This window comes from Halomonas salinarum (assembly GCF_012062845.1).
In the GTDB taxonomy this organism is placed as follows: domain Bacteria; phylum Pseudomonadota; class Gammaproteobacteria; order Pseudomonadales; family Halomonadaceae; genus Onishia; species Onishia salinarum.
On sequence record NZ_WWNB01000008.1, the window covers coordinates 110682 to 129295 of the forward strand.

The window sequence follows — 18614 nt, forward strand, 5'->3', positions numbered from 1 at the left end:
GTGGTTAGCGGCTTGGGAAAAGGCTGTTCAATCGTGTTGCCAGCATGACATTCCCGGTCGCTTTGAGCTGACCGCTCATGAAGGCGCTCATGCCACTGATATCTCCGTTCATTACGCCTTTCAGTGTGTCGCTGGACATTGACAGCGTCACCGAGGGATCGTCGTGCTCGCCTTCCTGAATATCCAGGCTGCCCTCCTTGACCACCAGGTAGTAGCTGCCCTTGTCGCTGAAATTGAATTGGAATACATCGTCCATGCCTTGCGCCGCCTGAGAGTCGAAGCGTGTCTGGAGTTTTTCGAGTACGTTGTCGGTCATGATGAATCCTTGGGGGCGATATCAGCGAAGGAAAAAGTCGAGGGCATTGATAGCCTCTATCCCGACTGAGGCTATTTAAAACGAATGTTTTGATCAAGACTTTATAGAATCATCCTGCCGAAAAGCTTTTCCGTTTGTCGGCAGGATGATGGAATCGGCAGGTTCGAGAACGCGCTCACCCAAGGAGACAGTAGTGAACGATTGGATATTGGACTATACGATGTTCTTGGCTCAGGCCCTTACGGTGTTGGCGGTGTTGGGTGTCATCATCGTTCTCATCACGAAAGGTCGTGGGCAGGGAGAAACACCCGCACAGCTTCGCATTGAGGAGCTCAACCTTCGCCAGCGCAAGCGGGTGCGTCGCCTGAAACTGGCGGCGACCGAGCCGTCAGGCCGTAAACGGTTGCTCAAGATCTTTCGCCGCGATGACAAGCAGGCACAAAAGCACGGTGGCGATAAGTCCGGGCGAAGCAGTGTCTGGGTGATCGACTTCCATGGTGATCTCAAGGCCTCGGGTACGGCGCACCTTGCGGAGGAGATTTCGGCGTTGCTGGACGTCGTGACCGAGGGCGATGAAGTGGTGGTGCGACTCGAATCTGCAGGTGGCCTGGTGCATGCCTATGGCCTTGCGGCCGCCCAACTCGACCGGTTACGTGAAGCTGGCATCAGTACCCGGATTTGTGTCGACAAGGTGGCCGCTAGCGGTGGTTACATGATGGCCTGTTGTGCGGATCGCCTTCAGGTCGCGCCCTTCGCCGTGCTGGGCTCGATAGGGGTGGTGGCGCAGGTGCCCAATGTTCACCGCCTGCTCAAGCGCCATGATGTCGATGTCGAGGTCCTGACTGCCGGGCGCTACAAGCGAACACTTACGGTGCTTGGCGAAAATACCGAAGAGGGGCGCGATAAGTTCCTTGCCGATATCGAGCATACTCATGACCTCTTCAAGCGCCATATCAGCGAGCGGCGTCCGTCGATGGATATCGAACAGTTGGCTACTGGTGAAATATGGTATGGGCAAGATGCCATCGAGAAGGGCTTGGCCGACGAGGTCATGACCAGCGATGCCTACCTCCTGAAGCGTATGCAGAGTGCTCGAGTGCTGACCGTGCGCCTGGAAGCACAGAAAGGGCTGCCAGAACGCCTGGGGCTTTCCCTGTCAGCGGGCATCGAGCGGGGCATGACCCGTATGCTGGAAGCCGTTGACGCCAGTCGGTGGCTCAAGCGCTAGGTCTTTGCTCCTGGCCAGGCACGCTGCGCTGAAGAGCCCACAGGTTCATGTGTGCCAGGCAACGTCCATGATCACAGCTGGGCAATACGCTGATGCCCTGCAAGCAAGCGCCTCGAGGCAACTCTCGAGGCGTTTGTCGTTGTATCGATGGGGAGGGAGGATCAATTCGACTGGTTCAGGTATAGACGGCTGATGGCGTCGATGATGCCCCTCGCCTGGTCACCCTTCAGCGAGTAATAAATGGTTTGAGACGCGCGCCGGGTGGTGACCATGCCTTCCCGGCGAAGAATGGCCAAATGCTGTGACAGGGCAGATTGGCTGAGACTCAGACGCGCGTTGAGCTCGGAAACAGAAAGTTCAGCCTCATCTAGCAGGCACAGAATGCGAAGCCGGTTTTCATTCGCCATAGCCTTGAGCAACGATGTCGCGGTGCTCAGGACAGGATCTCCGGCTTCGAGCAGTTGAATGGCGGATTGGCGCGAGCTCATGAAGTGGTCTCCTGACGGTTCTGGCGTGCGCTTGCCTGAAGGTCAGTGTTGAAGGCAAAACACGCCGGGTAGGGAAATGCGCGAGCATCACCCTCCTTGGCTGATTGCCGGCACCACGTTGTGTCTGTCATCACGATGCTCGTCGGACTGATGAGATACTGCCTACAGGGCAATCGGACGGATACTACTCGCTTCATTAAGCGAATCTTTTATATCGGTTTAGTAAAGTTTTATTAACACTGCAAGCATGAATCATTTAAGACCAACGCAGTATCAACGTCTGATAGGTCGCTCGTGAGGTCTGGCTGATATACGGGAAGCTTGATCGTTGTCAACAATATTGGCGGTTAGGTTGATGGTTAGCCCATTGTCGCAGAGAAAAACCTGAGAAAACCTCTAGAGTGTCAACAATCGTTTGTGCGGAGGCCGCCAAGGGTTGCACCCGCATCGAGGTCCAAGATGCTCATTTCCACTTAAGGTACTGCCATGAGCCGCTATCACGACACCTATCGCCATGCCATCGATCAGCCTGAATCCTTCTGGGCCGAACAGGCCCAGCGCATTCCCTGGTTCACGCCGCCGGCGACCATTCTCGACTATGACGAGCAGGGGCATGCGCGCTGGTTCGTCGATGGTGAGATGAATACCTGCCATGCCGCCCTGGATCATCACGTCGATCAGGGCCGCGGACAACAGGCTGCCGTGCTTTGGGACTCCCCCGTCACGGGGCAGCGTCGACGCCTGAGCTATCGTGAACTGCGTGATGAGGTAGCGGTGTTTGCCGGTGCGCTGGCGACGATGGGGGTTAGCAAGGGTGATCGTGTGGTGATCTACATGCCCATGGTGCCTGAAGCGTTGGTGGCGATGTACGCATGTGCACGACTCGGTGCCGTTCATTCCGTCGTGTTTGGTGGCTTTGCCCCTCACGAGCTTGCCATGCGCATCGACGATGCCGAGCCCAAGGTAGTGATTGCCGCCTCTTGCGGGATCGAGGTCGATCGCATCATTCCCTATAAGCCGATGCTGGATGAAGCACTGATGCAGAGCCGCCACCAGCCCGAAGGCTGCGTGATTCTTCAACGTGATCAGGCTCGCGGCGAGATGGGGGAGCGGGATCATGACTGGGCAGAGCTCGTCGCCAAGGCTGAACCGGCCGCTTGTGTGCCCGTCAAGGCCACTGACCCGCTGTATATACTCTATACGTCTGGCACTACCGGCAAACCGAAGGGGGTGGTGAGAGACAATGGCGGGCATGCCGTGGCGTTGCACTATTCCATGGATGTCATCTATGACATGGCACCCGGTGAGGTGTTCTTCTCGGCATCGGATGTCGGCTGGGTAGTGGGGCATTCCTACATCGTCTATGCCCCGCTACTACGTGGCTGCACCACGTTGGTCTATGAGGGCAAGCCTGTACGCACACCGGATGCCGGTGCTTTTTGGCGCTTGATCGCCGAGTACGGTGTCAAAACCTTCTTTACTGCACCTACGGCCTTCAGAGCAATAAAGAAGGAGGATCCGGACGGCAAGTGGCTTGAGAAGTACGATATTTCCTGCCTTAAAACGCTGTTTCTTGCCGGTGAGCGTCTCGACCCCCCGACCTATCATTGGCTGAACGATCTGCTGAATGTGCCTGTGATTGATCACTGGTGGCAGACCGAGACCGGCTGGGCAATTGCCGCCAATCTTCAGGGCTTGGAGCCTATGCCCAGCAAGGCCGGTTCGGCGACTTTTCCGGTCCCCGGTTTCAATGTCCAGGTTCTGGGACGGGATGGTGAGCCGGTTCCTGCAGGTGAAGAGGGCAGTGTGGTGATTCGCGAACCCATGCCGCCTGGTTGTTTGGCCGGGATATGGGGCGACCCGGTTCGTTTCCAGCAGGCCTATATGTCAGCCTTTCCGGGGTGTTACCTGACCGGTGACGGTGGCCACTTCGATGACGAGGGATATCTTTTCATCATGGGGCGCACCGATGATGTCATCAACGTGGCTGGGCACCGGCTTTCCACCGGCGAAATGGAAGAGGTTCTCGGTGGGCACCCGGCGGTAGCCGAGTGCGCGGTAATTGGCATACACGATGCGCTAAAAGGACAGGTACCAGTCGGCCTGGTCATTCCCAAGGATGGCTTTGATGGTGACGAGCCTAAGCTAGAAAGTGAGCTGGTCTCCCTGGTTCGCGAGCGGATTGGCGCCATCGCCAGCCTCAAGCAGGTCCTGGTGGTCAACCGCCTGCCCAAGACGCGGTCGGGGAAAATTCTGCGCAAGCTTTTGCGCACGATTGCCGACGGGAAAGAGTTCGCGATTCCCTCAACCATCGATGACCCGACCAGCTTGCAGGAAGTCCACGACTTGATGTGCGACCGCGACCTTGGCTTGGCAAATGAAGCTCAGCCGTTGGACTGACGCTCCCGGCTTGCATGGCGACATCATGCCAGGACTCGCGATTTACAAGGCTTGCCACTAAAGCCACAAAAAGAGGAGGCCACCTTGATGAGTAAGGTGGCCTCTTTTTATATTCTCTCGCGCAATGCTGTGCCTTGTATTTGGGTGGGTCGTCTAGCCGTCACGTGCGTACTTGACTAACACTTGGCGAGACCAGCCTGGCGTCTAGGCTCCTGGTTGGCTAGGTTGGAGGCGGTGTTGCCAGGCGACGGCGAGCGCCAGAACTGCCAGTGTCACCATCAAGCCGAGAGGCCCCGAGCCAGTGAGCCCCAGTGTCAGATAGCCGGCAAGGGTCGAGAGGGCACCCAGACCGGCATAGGGCAGCTGGGTGAGCACATGATCGATGTGATGGCAGGCAGCACCGGTGGAGGAGAGGATGGTCGTATCGGAGATTGGCGAGCAATGATCACCGAAGACGGCGCCAGCCAGAACCGCCCCCATCATGGGCAGCAGCATGGCGATGTCTGTTGCGGCAGCCATGTCGCCAGCGATGGGCAGCATGATGCCGAAGGTCCCCCAACTGGTGCCGGTGGCGAACGCCATGATGCCGGCCAGCACGAACAGCAGCATCGGCAGCCATTGGGCGGCCAGCACGCCCTCGACCAGGCTGGCCAGGTAGGCGCCGGTGCCCAGGTCCGAGATGATGCCGGTCAATAGCCAGGCAAGCACCAGGATATACACCGCCGGCAGCATGCTATGAATACCGCGCAGCAGCGCGAGTCCGGCGCGACGGCGAACCGTTGAGCGAGGCCATAGCAGCGCAAGCGTGGCGATCAGTGCCACTGCGCCGCCGGCCAGCAGTGACGTGGCGACATCGGTTTGTTCGAAGGCGCCGAGCAGGTTGAAGGCCTGGCCATCGGCACTCAGGGCTGAAGCGCCGGTATACAGGATCATCGCCACGGTGGCGGCCACCAGGGTAAGAATCGGCAGTAGCAGGTCGCGGATTCGACCGCCCTCGGCTTCTTCGATAGTCAAATTGCCCGGTGGTTCGCCTCGTGAGCCATCGAAGACGTCCCCTTTACGGGCCATGTCCGCATGACGGCGCATGGCACCGAGGTTCAGGTCCAGCCAGGCGCTTGAGATAACCAATACCAAGGCACTGATGGCATAGAAATTCAACGCCGACATCTCCAGGAAGGCCTGCAGGGCAGTGATGTCGGTCACCGCATGGGCGGCGAGCACTCCACCGACCAAGCTGATGATATAGGCGCCCCAGCTGGAGATTGGGGTGATTACACAGATGGGGGCGGCGGTGGAATCGATCAGGTAAGCCAGTTTGGCGCGGGATATGCCTTGGCGATCCGTCAGCGGTCGGCTGATGTTGCCAACGGCCAGGCTATTGAAGTAGTCATCGATGAAGATGATCGCGCCAAGCAGCACCGTGGTTAGCTGAGCGCCACGGCGCGTGCGGACATGCTCGCGAGCCCACTCACCGAAGGCTCTGGTGCCGCCGGATAGCGTGACCATCGCAACCATGGCCCCCAGCAGCAGCAGGAAGGCCAGAATCGACAGGTTCCAGCTATTCGCCTCTCCCCAGCCGGCATCGCTGCTCTCGGGCAGTGTCCAGAAGACGCCAATCAAGCGGCGGACAAGATCGGCGGCGGTGGCCAGTGGCTGGATGTCATTCAGCAACAGAGCGCCGACTATGCTGCCCACGGCCAACGAGATAAGAACGTGACGGGTGAGGACCGCAAGACCGATAGCCACCAGTGGCGCAAGCAGTGACAGGTATGAGGTGGCGTGCGAGGTCAGTTCCATGGTGATTGGTATCGTGTCGGGCGCAGGGCGCGATGGTTATGAAGAGCTATTGCTAGCAGGGCATTGGCGGCGCGGATTATGCCCCACTGCCAAGGTCGGAGAAAGGCGCGAAAGGGGTAAGGCAGGGAAATAGCGGGCAATCATGTAAAAGCCTGGCAAAAAGACGGTGAAAGACCCCCATTCCATGGGGATACTTGCGCAAAAGCCTATTGTATGAAGAATGTCGGGCGACAATTACTTCACAAAGGGTGCCCAGCATTACCATGGATACTTCATTTTCTGACCTTTTCACCAGTTTGGTCAGCGCCGGTAACGGCCTGATCTGGGGCAGCGTGCTGATATACCTGCTCATCGGGGCAGGGCTCTTATTTACTGTCATGACCCGTGGCGTGCAGTTCCGCTATTTCGGCCACATGTTCAAGCTGCTCAGGCGTTCTCGTGAAGGTGGGGAAGGCATTTCCTCCTTCCAGGCGCTGTCGACCAGTCTTGCCGCACGCGTGGGCACCGGCAACCTGGCAGGGGTAGCCGTGGCTATCTACTTCGGTGGTCCGGGTGCCGTGTTCTGGATGTGGATGACGGCCGTTGTCGGCATGTCAACAAGCTTTGTCGAGTCGACCCTGGCGCAGGCTTACAAGGTCAACCACGGGGACCAAACCTTCCGTGGTGGCCCGGCCTATTATATCGAGCGAGGGCTCGGTTCCCGCTGGTTGGCCACGGCCTTCTCGGTGTGTCTGATTATCGCCTTCGGCCTTGCCTTCAATAGTGTCCAGGCCAACTCCATTGCGCTGGCCATGGAGCAGGCCTTCGAAGTACCGCCCTGGATGGTGGGTATTGCCTTGGTAGCGGTGGTGACACCGATCATCTTCGGTGGCCTGAAATCGATCGCCAAGGTCGCGGAGTTGATTGTGCCGCTGATGGCAGTGCTCTACCTGGCGCTGGCGCTGGTCGTTGTGGCAATGAACGCGCCCGAACTGCCGGGTGCGATCATGACCATCCTGCGCAGCGCCTTCGGCATCGAGCAGGCCGCTGGCGGCGCCGTGGGTTATGCCGTGGCGCAGGCGATGATGCAAGGCATCAAGCGTGGCCTCTTCTCCAACGAAGCCGGCATGGGCTCGGCGCCGAACGCGGCCGCTACCGCCAGCACCAAACCGAATCACCCGGCGGCTCAGGGCTTTATCCAGATGCTGGGTGTCTTCCTCGATACGCTGGTGATCTGTACCGCCACGGCGGCCATCATCATCATTTCTGGCCCGATGATGGCCAGTGGCGATTCGCCCAATGGCATTCAGCTGACCCAGGCGGCGCTATCGTCTCATGTCGGTGACTGGGGCGGCATGTTCATTGCCATTGCCATCTTGTTGTTCGCCTTCACCTCGGTGATTGCCAACTACTCCTATGGCGAGAGCAACATCGAGTATCTGGCCGGACCTCGCCGCGCCCGTACCGTGGTGTTCATCTACCGCCTGGCGGTGCTGGCGATGGTGATGATCGGCTCGGTGAGCAGTCTCAAGGCCATCTGGGGTTTCGCCGATCTGTCGATGGGCATGATGGCGTTGATCAACCTGGTGGCTATTCTGCTGCTTTCGCCGCTCGCCGTGGCGCTGTTCAAGGATTACGATCGTCAACTGCGCGCTGGCGTCGAGCCTGTCTTCGATCCGCGCCGCTTTCCCAAGCTTGCGGGCAAGGTCGACCCCAATGCCTGGCCCGAGCGTGACGCATCGCTTGCCGCCGATACACCCAAGTCCGGCAAGGCGAACTAAGCGCGTTTCACCCTCCCCAGGGGAGCAGGTATACTGACGTATACGAGGAGCGCCACGGCTTAAGCCGTGGCGCTCTGTGTTTCGAGGGTTCCCTCACCCCTCCGCTTACCAAAAAAGGCGACCCATGTTTACGTTAACACCCGCCCAGACACGTCGCTGTCTGGGCATTCTGATGGCTTTTCACATTACCGTGATCGCCACCAGTAACTATCTTGTTCAGCTCCCCTTTACGCTGTTTGGCTTCCATACCACCTGGGGGGCGTTCAGCTTTCCGTTCATTTTTCTTGCTACCGATCTGACCGTACGACTATTCGGCAAGGGACCCGCGCGGATGATCATCGCCCGCGTGATGTTGCCCGCACTCCTGGTGTCCTATGTCGTCTCGGTAATCTTTCCGCAGGGCAGTTTCGCTGGATTCGGCGCGTTGACTGAATGGAACCTGTTCGTGGGGCGTATCGCCCTGGCAAGTTTCATGGCCTATGTGCTGGGCCAGCTAATGGATATTCAGATCTTCGACCGGTTGCGTCGACTGCGTGCCTGGTGGGTAGCACCAGCCGTATCGACACTGTTTGGCAATCTGGCGGATACCTTTGCCTTTTTCTCGATCGCCTTTCACAACAGTCCTGATGCCTTCATGGCCGCCAACTGGCCGGAGATTGCCTGGGTCGATTACGCCATCAAGCTCGGTATCAGTCTGCTTTTCTTCTTGCCTCTTTACGGCCTGTTGCTGGCCTGGCTGAGCCGGCGCTTAATGGCATGGACAGGCCAAAGCGATCGTGATCCAGCGCTGGCCGAAGGCTACTGAGTCGTTAGCTCGTTCTCATCTATGTTCACCGGCACTCATTTTCAGGAGATCTCATGACAGCTGAACTGCATACCCTCGATAGTGGTGGTGAAGGCACGCCATTGGTGGTGATCCATGGCCTGCTGGGCAGTGCCGACAACTGGCGGTCACTCGCCAAACAGTGGGAGCGTCGGCATCGAGTCGTGGTGCTGGACCTGCGCAATCATGGGCGCTCTCCGCATCTGGAGGGGATGGCCTACCAGGCCATGGCAGAGGACGTGTTAGCCGCGCTGGACCGGCTTGAAATCGCCCAATGTCATCTTCTGGGTCACTCGATGGGTGGCAAGGTGGCGATGACGGTGGCGCGGCTGGCGCCCGAGCGTGTGGCCTCTCTGATCATCGCCGACATAGCCCCGGTGACTTACGATCACGGTCATGATGAGATCTTCAAGGCATTGCGGCATGTGGAGGCCAATGCCCCCGCTAACCGCCGTGAGGTTGATGCCCTGATGGCCAAGCATGTCGATGAAAAGCCCATTCGCATGTTCCTGGCAACTAACCTGGAACGTGACGAGGCAGGTGGTATGCGCTGGCGTATCGGTCTCGATCACATCGAAGCAGGCTATGAAGACATCCGCGGCGAGCCGGCCGGGGAGGGTGCCTATGAGGGACCAAGCCTGTTACTCCGCGGTGGTCGCTCGCATTATGTGAGCGATGACATGTTGCCGGCCGTGAAGGACATCCTGCCATCTGCACAGATCGCGACGCTGGATGCTGGCCATTGGCTGCACGCCGAGCAGCCTAGCGCTTTCCAGCGAACGGTTACTGATTTCATCGAGTCACTGGATCAGCCTTCTACGTCCTGACAGGCACTGTCGGTGTCGAGTTGCCAGTGAGGCAGCGTCCAACGCCTTGACGCTGCCCAGGTAGCACCAGTGGTCGACCAGGTGCCAGGCTAAGCGTTTATGTCGCGCCAGGTTCCACGGCAAGGCGTTTGACCGATGCCGACTTGTCGATGAAGGAGTGTGCTTCCAGGAACTTCTCGAAGTCATCGTAGCGGCCGGCATTCAGCGTCCCGGGACTCGGTGCCATGCGCCGCAGAGTGGCCTCCCAGGCTTGCCGGTTGGCAGTGCTATCCAGACTCGGCTCCTCCTGAACGAGCAGCGCCCAGGCTTTATCCGGGTGATTGAGTGTCCAGTTGGTCGCCTCTTCTAGGGCGGTGAGAAAATGCTTGATGTCGTCGCGTTTGCCATCGAGGCGGTCTCGGTTGGCGATCAGTATCAAGCCATCATGAAGGGGCAGGCCGTGCTCTTCAGCCAGGAAGCGGCGGCTGGGCACCCCTTCCTGGGCGAGCAGTGCTGGGATGACATTGCGGGGCGCACCAATGACTGCATCGACGCGTTTTTCGGTGAGCGCGCGCACCATGTCAAAGTCTAGCTTCTCGAGCTTGACGTCATTCAGTGACATACCGTGATGATTCAGCATCGACGCCAGAATGGGGGTGATGCTGTCTTTGAAGGCATAACCGAGTGTCTTGCCCGCAAGGTCTGTGAAGGTAGTGATATCACTATCCTCACGTACGATCAGGGACGATAAGGGGGTGTCGATCAGTGTGGCGACACGCACCAGCGGCAGGCCCTCGTCGATCAGCATATGCAACTGTGGTTGGCGTCCCATCGCCAGATCGGCCCGCTCGGCGGCCACCAGCTTAGCCGGTACGCGAGGGTCGGCGGGAGAGGTGATGGTCAACGACACCCCTTGCCGCTTGAGTTCACCGTGTGCTTTCGCAATCAACACAGCGGCATGATGGAGAGACGGATACCAGTCGAGCACCAGGTGCAATTCGCGTGTGGGGGGAGGCTCGATGGGCTCGGGCGAGCCCTTAGCCACTGAGGGGACTTCGACGATCAACGCTTCTGCTTCTTCGCTACCAACCGCCGAGCCTTTTTCCTCAGGCCCCGTCTGTGGCGTGTCACTGGATGTTTCATCGGAACTGGATGGTGCCGGCACTTCCGCAGGCGCTTCACCCGTCTGTGACGATGCTTGCTCCTGCATCTGGTTCTCAGATGACTCGGCCCAGCCGGGAGCTGCCGCGAACAGGGAAAGAAGCAAACTGGTGGCTATCAGCCTCGTGAGCCGAGCGGTGCGCCATGCTGGCGGCATCGAACATCTTGTCATCTTGTAGGGACTCCCAAGGCAAAGAGGGGGCGTTGGGTTTATCGGCCAACACGGTAGTAGTTTATCCCTCTTGAGCATGAATGAGCCACCCAACACCATGGGCCTGCATCGCTGCTACACGGCGACTATGACATACTACGGTCTGGCTCGATTCGACTGCGGATGACCATGGATAGCATCAATACTCTCTTTCTGCTTAGTGGCTTCCTGATCGCCTTGAGCATCCTCGCAAGCCGACTTTCCACCCTGTTTGGCCTCCCGCTTCTGGTCATCTTTCTTGGCCTGGGCATGCTGGCAGGCGAGGAAGGGGTGCTGGGTATCGAGTTCGATGATTATTCCCTCGCCTTCTTGATCGGCCACCTGGCCTTGGCCATGATTCTGCTTGATGGTGGCCTGCGAACCCGCCTCAAAACCTTCCGAGTCGGCTTCAAGCCTGCTCTGTCACTTGCCACCCTGGGCGTCTTCATTACCAGCGGTGTGGTAGGGCTTCTCGCCATGTGGGTATTCGATCTGACCCTTGTTCAGGGCCTGCTGGTCGGCGCTATCGTTGGTTCCACCGATGCTGCCGCCGTATTCTCGATGCTGGGTGGGCAGGGCATCAACTTGAATGAAAGGGTAGGAGCCACTCTTGAGATTGAGTCCGGCACCAACGACCCGATGGCGATCTTTCTGACGCTGACCCTGGTTGAATTGCTGGTCGGTGATCTTGGCGGCATAGCAGGTACGCTGATCTTTCTGCTGTCTCAGTTCGGGTTGGGCCTGGCGATCGGGTTGGGCGCCGGATGGTGCATTGCCCGCTTGCTGCGGTGGCTGGATCTGGCACCGGGACTCTACTCATTGCTGGCGCTGGCGCTGGGTTTTTGTGTCTTCGGTGCTACCAGTTGGCTGGGGGGCAGTGGTTTTCTCGCCATCTATCTGACGGGCCTCATGATAGGCAATCAGCCTGGACGCCATCTCGATTATATTCTGCCGGTTCACGATGGACTGGCGTGGCTTAGTCAGATCGGGCTCTTTCTGGTGCTGGGCCTCCTGGTTAATCCCAGTGAGTTGCTCGATTTTGCCTTGCCGTCGCTCTTGGTTGCGCTGGCACTGATCTTTGTGGCACGCCCGCTGGCAGTAGTGATTGCCATCAAACCCTTCTTCAAATTTCGCTGGCGTGAGGTCGGTTTTATTGCCTGGGTGGGGTTACGTGGCGCGGTTCCGATCGTATTGGCCATTTTCCCGGTGATCGGTGGTGTCGAGAACGCCTCTCTGTACTTCAATATCGCCTTCGCAGTGGTGCTGTTGTCGCTGCTGATTCAGGGTGGCTCCTTGCCGTTGATGGCTCGCTTGATGAAGGTCGAAGTGCCCGCCACGGCCACACCGCACCGGCGAGGGCCGCTTGGCGTGTTACCGGAGAATGACTACGAGATGTTCGTCTATCATGTCGAGGATAAGGCTCTGGATGACATACCGATTCGGCTGTTGCGTTTCCCCTCGGGTTCCCTTATCTCGGCAATGTTTCGACAGCACGTAATGCTTCATCCCAAGGGCAGCACCCGATTGCGGCTAGGCGATGTGGTTTGCGTCATCGGGCGCAACGACGATCTTCCGGCACTCAATCGTCTCTTCAATGGGGACGCGCGCCTGGCTCGAGTGCGTGCCTTCTTCGGTACCTTTACCCTGGACGGCGATGCCTTGATGTCGGATGTAGCCGAGGCCTACGGCCTGACCCTGAGCCCGGGAGAACAGGAGATGACGCTTGGTGAATACGTTTCGCTGAGAGTTGGTGGGCACCCGGTAGTAGGCGACGACGTGGATTGGCATGGTTTTCACTGGGTGGTCAACGAAATGCGCGGCAACAAGATCACCCGGGTAGGGCTGCGCCTCTACTACTAGGGTTGAAGCGTTTCGTGATAGCGGCGTAACGTCTTGATCGCAAACTGCCTCTTGACGAATCCATCATGGCTGGTAATATACGCAGCCATAAGCCGGAGGGATGGCAGAGCGGTTTAATGCACCGGTCTTGAAAACCGGCGTAGGCTAATACCTACCCAGGGTTCGAATCCCTGTCCCTCCGCCACCCCGACTTCAAGGGCATGTTTTCGAGGCTTTTCAATAGCTTAGAGAACATGCCCTTTCGCTTTTTTACCACATGTGTTTACCACATGCCGCCTTCTAGTCCTTCGCTTATCATCGCTATCCTGTAGCCTCGGCATCAGCCCTTTCTAGCCAGGATGCCAACACCAAGGATGGCCACATGGATTCAGTCTTCTACCTACTGCATCAGTGCCAGGCTGCTCTCGCTACTACGAACGGTAATAGCACCTCTCTTGTGGAAGTTGGCATTGCCGCAGGTGCCACGTTGGGAGGAGCGGCTCTCGGCGCTTGGCTAGGTGCCAGAGGCGCTTATAGGGCGACAGCAAAGGCAGGGTTCGACCTGGTCCAACGCCAAAAACTGGAAGAGGCAATCACCGAACTTCATCGGATGCGTCAAGATGAGAGCCCCCGCATGGTGCAGGTTGTGGTTACTCTTCGCGAGAAAGGCTCTTACGCTGCATACGAGGCAGCAAAGGCAAATGGCATAGATCTTTCGTTCGGCTTCCATTTCCCCCTTCTGACAACAATCGAAATCTACTTTGAAGAAGGATACGACGACGCAGTCAGGATTCGAGATGCCATGATGGATTTTGGATCGGTAGTACACCAGTTGTCGGAATACGAGGAAGACGCAAAAAGCGAGATCAAGAAAATGGAAGATGCTTCTCGTAAGTTCAGAGACGCTCACTCTTGCCTTCTCGACAAGCTCATGTCTGCACTCAAGAAAACACCTTGAGCACCTGCAGCCAACAGAAACTACAACGCCCTCTTTTCGTTCAACTCCTGATGCAGCTTGACATAAGGAAAAAATAAGCCCCACCGCAAAGGTGAAGCCTATAAGTTCAGAACATCGAATCATGGTTTTCGATAGCCGACCATTATTAAAGGCTGGCACTCACCTTCGCTGCCCTACAGGCCCGCTTCACAGATGCCGGTGAGATGTCGAAGTGTTCCGCCGTGGCCTTGATGCTGGCGCTGTTCTCCTGGCGCCACTGAGCCACTTCCTTATCAATGATGACCTTCTCCCTGCCGAGGGCCTTCCCCTCAGCCTTGGCCCGCTTGATGCCAGCCAACTGGCGCTCCTTGATGTTCGAGCGTTCAAGCTCTGCCATCGCCGACAGCATGGTGAGCATTGCCTTGCCCATCGGCGTGCTCATGTCGAAGCCCTCACGGAGCGACAGCACCGCCACTCCCTTGGCGTTGAGCGCCTCGACCGTCTCCAGCACGTCGATGGTGTTACGCCCCAGACGGTCGATGGCATAGACGATGACGGTGTCGCCCTCGCGGACATAGCTCAGTAGCTCACCGAGCCCCTTCCTGTCCTTCGCCTTGATAGCCCCCGAGGTCGCCTCATCGACAAACCAGCGGTCGACCTTGTGGCGTTCCTCGATGGTGGCTCGCTGCGTGTCGGTGGACTGGTCCTCGGTGCTGACCCGGACGTAAGCGATGGTGGCTGACATGTCGGCTGCTCCTTCACCGTGGCTCATTGAGTATGGCTCACAATGTAGGAGATGGATCATTGAAAATCAACAGCTATGAGCCACTCTGAGCGCCAGCCCACAGCATGGGCCACAAGGTACACCTTTTGATCCAAGTGGTATTGGGCTGGGCTCAGAACTGAATGTTGCTCTGTATCCCTGATCCGTGATCATCTATAGCCAATCGCTGAAAAGCCAAGGGAGCTGCTATGAGTCAGGATTCATACCCAATTGAGGAAGGGGATCGAGTTGATCACAGACTTTTCGGCTTCGGGACGGTTGTTGGTGAGCCGATTCGCTCAGTCAGTGTCGAGGATTACAGATATAAGCGAGGACCGCGTGATACCCAACAGCAGCAGTGGAGCATTCAAGTTCGTTGGGATGATCCTGAAAGGCCTGACTCTGCCATTGCCTTCAAAAACAAGTTCGTTGGGATGATCCTGAAAGGCCTGACTCTGCCATTGCCTTCAAAAACGATGGTTCCATCATCCGTAAGGTGTCGTCTCCCGATTCTCGCCCCTTCACCTATTGGGACCGCCAGTGGCAGCCACTTCTACAGGCTTGGCTATCTGCCCGCCGAGAGGTTGAGCAAGTAGCATCCTCCTTCCGGCCGCTGCCGCATGACGCCGACTTGGGGAGGGCTATCGAAGTAGAGCGTGAAGCCTATCAGGCGATGCAAGAGTTCTGGTTGCAAGAGAAGGAGGGGAAGCACCCCTGACGCTCAGCCATGGGGGATGGGTGCCGGTGTTGTTCATCCCCCAGCGGGCACACCGAAGATCGACTTCCAGCCCCACCATGCGCCAGCTCGGGGCGGGTACGGGGAAGCGCGTTCCGTTTATACACTCAATCAGCGGCTCACATATTCGCCACAAAATGGCTTGGGGCTGAGCCGGTAGGAGTCCCGTTCCTCCAGCTCAGGGATGGACACACGGAGTCAGGCGAACACAGGTAGATCACGTCCCGGCGCGTCTACTGGCCGCGCCACCGTGGCGGTCCCTCGATGCGTCCCTGAAAGCGCCGTCATGTGAGCAAATCGGCAGTGCCAATGCCTTGATGGTCAGCCAGATTTTTCGAGAGCGGGCCATGCTGCCGAAGTTCTGCGTAGCCCTGCCGCCCCCGCTGCCTATGCCATGGCACACCCTCCATTGTGCCAAGTACACCAGCCAGGGAAGGCATAGCCTGACCGTCCACCTACTAGTCCATCGGGCGGACAGCTACTAGCCCCACCGGGATGTCTAGATCGTCCATGATCCACCTCACCCTCAGCTACTTCAGAAGTCGACCGCTTCCAGTTCCTCCGACTCCTCAAACTCCTCCGGTTCGTGGAGGATCGGGCCTAGCTCCTTGGCCAGACGCTCGGAATACAGTTCGAGCGCCCTCGCGGCGACTTCTGGCTGCTCCGCGAACTTGGTGCCGAACGCCTTGCCCAGGCGACGGCTCCACTCGGCTGCTTGCCGCTCCTGCCATGAATCGTCGTACTCCATCCCCTCACCCTTGCCGTATCGCTGCGCCTCACGCCAGGACATCCCCAGGGCCAGCGACTTCCAACCGTCCGGCTCGTCTTCCTGAATCTCCCGTAGCTGGGAGCGCATCCTGGCGACTGTTCTGGAGCCGATCTTGCAAGCCCCGGCGACAGCTCGCTTGGAGAGTTCGTCGTACAGCACCGTAAGCCGCCACGCCCGATTCATCTTCTCGTCCTTGGTCATCGAGAGATGGTCCTTCGAGTTCGTCCGCGTGGCTTCGATGAGCGCATCTTGCAGAGTCCCCCGGAAGCGGCGAACGGGCACCATCCACTGGCTGGTCTTGCTGCCGTCCGGTTGGTGCTGTTTGAAGCCGGTCTTCCTGACGCGGCCATAGGCCAGCAATCGGTGGTGGCCGTTCAGAACGGTCCAGTGCTTACCGCTCCACCAGACCGTCACTGCATCGAGCCGGTTCGATGGCTCCGCCTTGATGGCTTCGCTCAATGCGCGAACGTGATCTTCCGACCGTGCGGGGTTGTCGAACTCTCGCGGCTGAAATACCGAGTGCCGCATCTTGATGTCGTCGAGAGGCAGCTCCCTCGGCTCTTCATGGGGGCAGGATGTGCCATCCTCTAGCTCGCCCTGGACCCGCTGGAGGCCTTCCTCGAATGAAATCGTGTCGTTGTAAGACATGGATCGTGCTCCTATACCAGTTCTCTGACGGAGGGTTTCCCCCACTAGTGGGCTATATTCCCCTTCAGGTGGGTGGTAACCGCGGGAAGTGGCTCCCTCCCCTGTAGAGGGCCGTAATTGGTATGCAGCAGGAGCAACGTGTGCGGAGGTGTGGGCGTCTTCTACAACAGCCCACTATGGTCCATGGGCTTGGCTGGGAATGCGCCCACAGGAAGGTATGAGGGACTTCAGAAGGAAACGGCCAGGCATCAGCAAGGGTATCGGAGTAACTCTACCGCCTCCCGCTTGCTCTTCAGCGAATGGCCGCCAGAGTACAGCCCGTAGGTCACCCGTGGCTTCTCGTGGCCGACGATGTCCGCCGACAGGTTCTCCGACACGCCCGCATCTTCGAGCAGGGTCACCACCGTCTTACGGATGGAGTGGAAGACGTAGGGGGCGCCGAAGCCGTGGCGGGCCTTTAGCCGACCGAACCGTTTCCCGATGGCGTTGGACCTGTCCCCGTACTTGTTGAAGGTGAGCCCGGAGAGCAGATAGCCATCCCTGGACTCAGCTAAGAGACGCTCCACGGTGGGCTTCAACTCGGAGTGAACCGGAATCTCCCGAATCCCCGCGTCCGTCTTGCTGTCGGTAATCCTGAGCCTGTCCGTAGAGCTATCGTCCGTGCGCAGCGAGCACAGTTCCTCGATCCGCGCCCCGGTGTACATCCCGAGGTCTATCAAGTCCGCCAAGGCATCATCACCATCATCCATGGCTGCGCGGCGTAGCCTGACCACATCGACAGGCTCGAAGGCGATCCAGCCTTTCGCCCCGTTGCGGGCCTTGCTGGCGCTGGCTGCCCGCTCCTGACGCTGGACGAAGGATGGCAGCTTGAAGGGCTCGCGATCTGCTGGCGCCTTACCCGTCTCTTGGAGGTGGTGCCAGACACTCCGGGCCGCTGAGAAGCAGCGTTTGACCGAGGACACGCCATAGCCATAGCCGTCCTGATCCTTGGGCGCCATGAGCACCTTGGCCCACTCCCTGACGCTCTCCGGGCCGATGGCCTCGATGACCTCGAAGTGAGCCGCCATCCGCTTGGCGTCCTTCTCCATCTGCTCGGCAGTCTTGGGCTTGAGGTGGAGTCCGGCTCGCCATTCCTGAAGCTGGGGCTCGATGGGTGTCTCCTGGCCGAGCGCTACACCGGCAAGCCGCTGGGCCTCTTCAGCCTTACCTTGGGCATCGAGCTTCTCGGCCTTATCGAGGATGGCACCCGACAGAGCCTCATGGTGGAGCAGTTGGCCGCTACGTAGGAGGTGTTGGAGCTGATTACGTTGCTCTATCACTCCTTCGAGGAATGATCCTTCCTCCTGCTCACTCCCACGCGCCCTGGCGATCTGGTCTTTCCACTCAGCCACCAGCGCATAGGCTCGCGACTGAGCCACCCGCTTGTCAGCGGTCCCGGTGCTCTTCACGAAGCGAATCTTGCCGCCCAGCTTGGGGCGTGCGTCCTTGGGGATGGTCAGCACTGCGTACCAGCGGTTGGCACGTCTCTCAAGGTGGCTCATAGAGTGGCGTCCCGAGGGTGTTTTTACCACACCAATTTACCACATGAAATCGACGTAACGCATTGACTGACTTGGTTATCAGTGAGTTATGATCCCATGGCGGATTGTCCCTGTCCCTCCGCCACAACATCTAGCAAATCAGCCACCTACGGGTGGCTTTTTTGTGTCTGCGCGTTAGAGAAAGTCGATATGGGCCGATCTGTATAACGATTGGGAACATATTAGGTTATACAGGAACCTTTAGACCGGTGTATGGATTCAGGTTGATACACAGGGTGGGTGGCTCCGCCGCCAAAGGTAAGGAAGGCTGTTACGGAGGCGCCTTCAGAGAGTGGCAGCGATACCGAAGTAGAGTCGGAGGCCGATACCTAGCGGCCGACCTGTTACAGGGGCTGAATTGGTATGGCAGGAT

16 protein-coding genes and 1 tRNA gene are annotated in these 18614 nt (G+C 58.4%); 9 read left to right on the forward strand and 8 right to left on the reverse strand.

What is annotated here, in order from left to right:
• Positions 1-4 precede the first annotated feature (4 nt).
• Positions 5-316 (reverse strand): SCP2 sterol-binding domain-containing protein, encoded by a 312-nt coding sequence (locus HF027_RS08015; RefSeq protein ID WP_168014520.1) that lies wholly within the window; start codon positions 314-316, stop codon positions 5-7.
• 193 nt (positions 317-509) lie between these two features.
• Between HF027_RS08015 and sohB the strand changes: the two genes are divergently transcribed.
• Positions 510-1544, forward strand: coding sequence for a protease SohB (gene sohB / locus HF027_RS08020; protein WP_168014522.1), 1035 nt, complete (start codon positions 510-512; stop codon positions 1542-1544).
• Positions 1545-1705: 161 nt separating this feature from the next.
• Here the strand turns inward: sohB and HF027_RS08025 are convergent, their stop codons facing one another.
• Both HF027_RS08025 and HF027_RS15760 read right to left on the reverse strand, forming a co-directional pair.
• Positions 1706-2032: an ArsR/SmtB family transcription factor gene (locus HF027_RS08025; RefSeq protein ID WP_168014524.1), complete on the reverse strand. Its 327-nt coding sequence runs from the start codon at positions 2030-2032 to the stop codon at positions 1706-1708.
• Positions 2029-2163 (reverse strand): hypothetical protein, encoded by a 135-nt coding sequence (locus HF027_RS15760; RefSeq protein WP_280730174.1) that lies wholly within the window; start codon positions 2161-2163, stop codon positions 2029-2031. Before HF027_RS15760 ends, HF027_RS08025 begins: the two co-directional genes overlap by 4 nt.
• Positions 2164-2518: 355 nt before the next feature.
• Between HF027_RS15760 and HF027_RS08030 the strand changes: the two genes are divergently transcribed.
• A complete protein-coding gene (locus HF027_RS08030) occupies positions 2519-4432 on the forward strand; it encodes a propionyl-CoA synthetase (protein WP_168014526.1) in 1914 nt (637 codons plus the stop codon).
• A gap of 204 nt (positions 4433-4636) precedes the next feature.
• On the opposite strand, the gene HF027_RS08035 is transcribed toward HF027_RS08030, so the two are convergent.
• A complete protein-coding gene (locus tag HF027_RS08035; protein ID WP_168014528.1) occupies positions 4637-6229 on the reverse strand; it encodes a Na+/H+ antiporter NhaC family protein in 1593 nt (530 codons plus the stop codon).
• Positions 6230-6492: 263 nt separating this feature from the next.
• Between HF027_RS08035 and HF027_RS08040 the strand changes: the two genes are divergently transcribed.
• From HF027_RS08040 to HF027_RS08050, 3 genes are all read left to right on the forward strand, one after another.
• Entirely contained in the window at positions 6493-7989 is a 1497-nt protein-coding gene (locus HF027_RS08040; RefSeq protein ID WP_168014530.1) for an alanine/glycine:cation symporter family protein, read from the forward strand.
• 124 nt (positions 7990-8113) lie between these two features.
• Positions 8114-8794, forward strand: coding sequence for a 7-cyano-7-deazaguanine/7-aminomethyl-7-deazaguanine transporter (locus tag HF027_RS08045; RefSeq protein WP_168014532.1), 681 nt, complete (start codon positions 8114-8116; stop codon positions 8792-8794).
• Positions 8795-8847: 53 nt separating this feature from the next.
• Complete coding sequence (locus HF027_RS08050; RefSeq protein ID WP_168014534.1) at positions 8848-9639, forward strand: alpha/beta fold hydrolase; 792 nt, start codon at positions 8848-8850, stop codon at positions 9637-9639.
• A gap of 97 nt (positions 9640-9736) precedes the next feature.
• Here HF027_RS08050 and HF027_RS08055 read toward each other — a convergent pair whose 3' ends face one another.
• Positions 9737-10828, reverse strand: coding sequence for an ABC transporter substrate-binding protein (locus HF027_RS08055; protein WP_168014536.1), 1092 nt, complete (start codon positions 10826-10828; stop codon positions 9737-9739).
• A gap of 291 nt (positions 10829-11119) precedes the next feature.
• Here HF027_RS08055 and HF027_RS08060 point away from each other — a divergent pair, with 291 nt between their 5' ends.
• From HF027_RS08060 to HF027_RS08070, 3 genes are all read left to right on the forward strand, one after another.
• Positions 11120-12829: a potassium/proton antiporter gene (locus tag HF027_RS08060; RefSeq protein ID WP_168014538.1), complete on the forward strand. Its 1710-nt coding sequence runs from the start codon at positions 11120-11122 to the stop codon at positions 12827-12829.
• A 94-nt stretch (positions 12830-12923) separates the two neighbouring features.
• Positions 12924-13013: transfer RNA gene (locus HF027_RS08065), tRNA-Ser, on the forward strand.
• Positions 13014-13190: 177 nt separating this feature from the next.
• The gene (locus HF027_RS08070) at positions 13191-13766 is read left to right on the forward strand and encodes a hypothetical protein (protein WP_168014540.1); all 576 of its coding nucleotides are present in this window, start codon (positions 13191-13193) and stop codon (positions 13764-13766) included.
• 145 nt (positions 13767-13911) lie between these two features.
• Here the strand turns inward: HF027_RS08070 and HF027_RS08075 are convergent, their stop codons facing one another.
• A complete protein-coding gene (locus HF027_RS08075) occupies positions 13912-14490 on the reverse strand; it encodes a recombinase family protein (RefSeq protein ID WP_168014542.1) in 579 nt (192 codons plus the stop codon).
• A gap of 227 nt (positions 14491-14717) precedes the next feature.
• On the opposite strand from HF027_RS08075, the gene HF027_RS08080 reads away from it, so the two are divergent.
• On the forward strand, positions 14718-15104 hold the full coding sequence (locus HF027_RS08080; RefSeq protein ID WP_168014544.1) for a hypothetical protein: 387 nt from the start codon (positions 14718-14720) through the stop codon (positions 15102-15104).
• Between the two features lie 675 nt (positions 15105-15779).
• Here HF027_RS08080 and HF027_RS08085 read toward each other — a convergent pair.
• Both HF027_RS08085 and HF027_RS08090 read right to left on the reverse strand, forming a co-directional pair.
• On the reverse strand, positions 15780-16661 hold the full coding sequence (locus HF027_RS08085; RefSeq protein ID WP_168014546.1) for a hypothetical protein: 882 nt from the start codon (positions 16659-16661) through the stop codon (positions 15780-15782).
• A gap of 248 nt (positions 16662-16909) precedes the next feature.
• Complete coding sequence (locus HF027_RS08090) at positions 16910-18202, reverse strand: site-specific integrase (protein WP_168014548.1); 1293 nt, start codon at positions 18200-18202, stop codon at positions 16910-16912.
• Positions 18203-18614: the final 412 nt, after the last annotated feature.

What these genes read in the sequence shown, in the direction of transcription:
- HF027_RS08015 (WP_168014520.1), bottom strand. Translation starts at nt 316, where the DNA reads ATGACCGACAACGTACTCGAAAAACTCCAGACACGCTTCGACTCTCAG.
- HF027_RS08025 (WP_168014524.1), bottom strand. Translation starts at nt 2,032, where the DNA reads ATGAGCTCGCGCCAATCCGCCATTCAACTGCTCGAAGCCGGAGATCCT.
- HF027_RS15760 (WP_280730174.1), bottom strand. Translation starts at nt 2,163, where the DNA reads ATGACAGACACAACGTGGTGCCGGCAATCAGCCAAGGAGGGTGATGCT.
- HF027_RS08030 (WP_168014526.1), top strand. Translation starts at nt 2,519, where the DNA reads ATGAGCCGCTATCACGACACCTATCGCCATGCCATCGATCAGCCTGAA.
- HF027_RS08035 (WP_168014528.1), bottom strand. Translation starts at nt 6,229, where the DNA reads ATGGAACTGACCTCGCACGCCACCTCATACCTGTCACTGCTTGCGCCA.
- HF027_RS08040 (WP_168014530.1), top strand. Translation starts at nt 6,493, where the DNA reads ATGGATACTTCATTTTCTGACCTTTTCACCAGTTTGGTCAGCGCCGGT.
- HF027_RS08045 (WP_168014532.1), top strand. Translation starts at nt 8,114, where the DNA reads ATGTTTACGTTAACACCCGCCCAGACACGTCGCTGTCTGGGCATTCTG.
- HF027_RS08050 (WP_168014534.1), top strand. Translation starts at nt 8,848, where the DNA reads ATGACAGCTGAACTGCATACCCTCGATAGTGGTGGTGAAGGCACGCCA.
- HF027_RS08055 (WP_168014536.1), bottom strand. Translation starts at nt 10,828, where the DNA reads ATGCAGGAGCAAGCATCGTCACAGACGGGTGAAGCGCCTGCGGAAGTG.
- HF027_RS08060 (WP_168014538.1), top strand. Translation starts at nt 11,120, where the DNA reads ATGGATAGCATCAATACTCTCTTTCTGCTTAGTGGCTTCCTGATCGCC.
- HF027_RS08070 (WP_168014540.1), top strand. Translation starts at nt 13,191, where the DNA reads ATGGATTCAGTCTTCTACCTACTGCATCAGTGCCAGGCTGCTCTCGCT.
- HF027_RS08075 (WP_168014542.1), bottom strand. Translation starts at nt 14,490, where the DNA reads ATGTCAGCCACCATCGCTTACGTCCGGGTCAGCACCGAGGACCAGTCC.
- HF027_RS08080 (WP_168014544.1), top strand. Translation starts at nt 14,718, where the DNA reads ATGAGTCAGGATTCATACCCAATTGAGGAAGGGGATCGAGTTGATCAC.
- HF027_RS08085 (WP_168014546.1), bottom strand. Translation starts at nt 16,661, where the DNA reads ATGTCTTACAACGACACGATTTCATTCGAGGAAGGCCTCCAGCGGGTC.
- HF027_RS08090 (WP_168014548.1), bottom strand. Translation starts at nt 18,202, where the DNA reads ATGAGCCACCTTGAGAGACGTGCCAACCGCTGGTACGCAGTGCTGACC.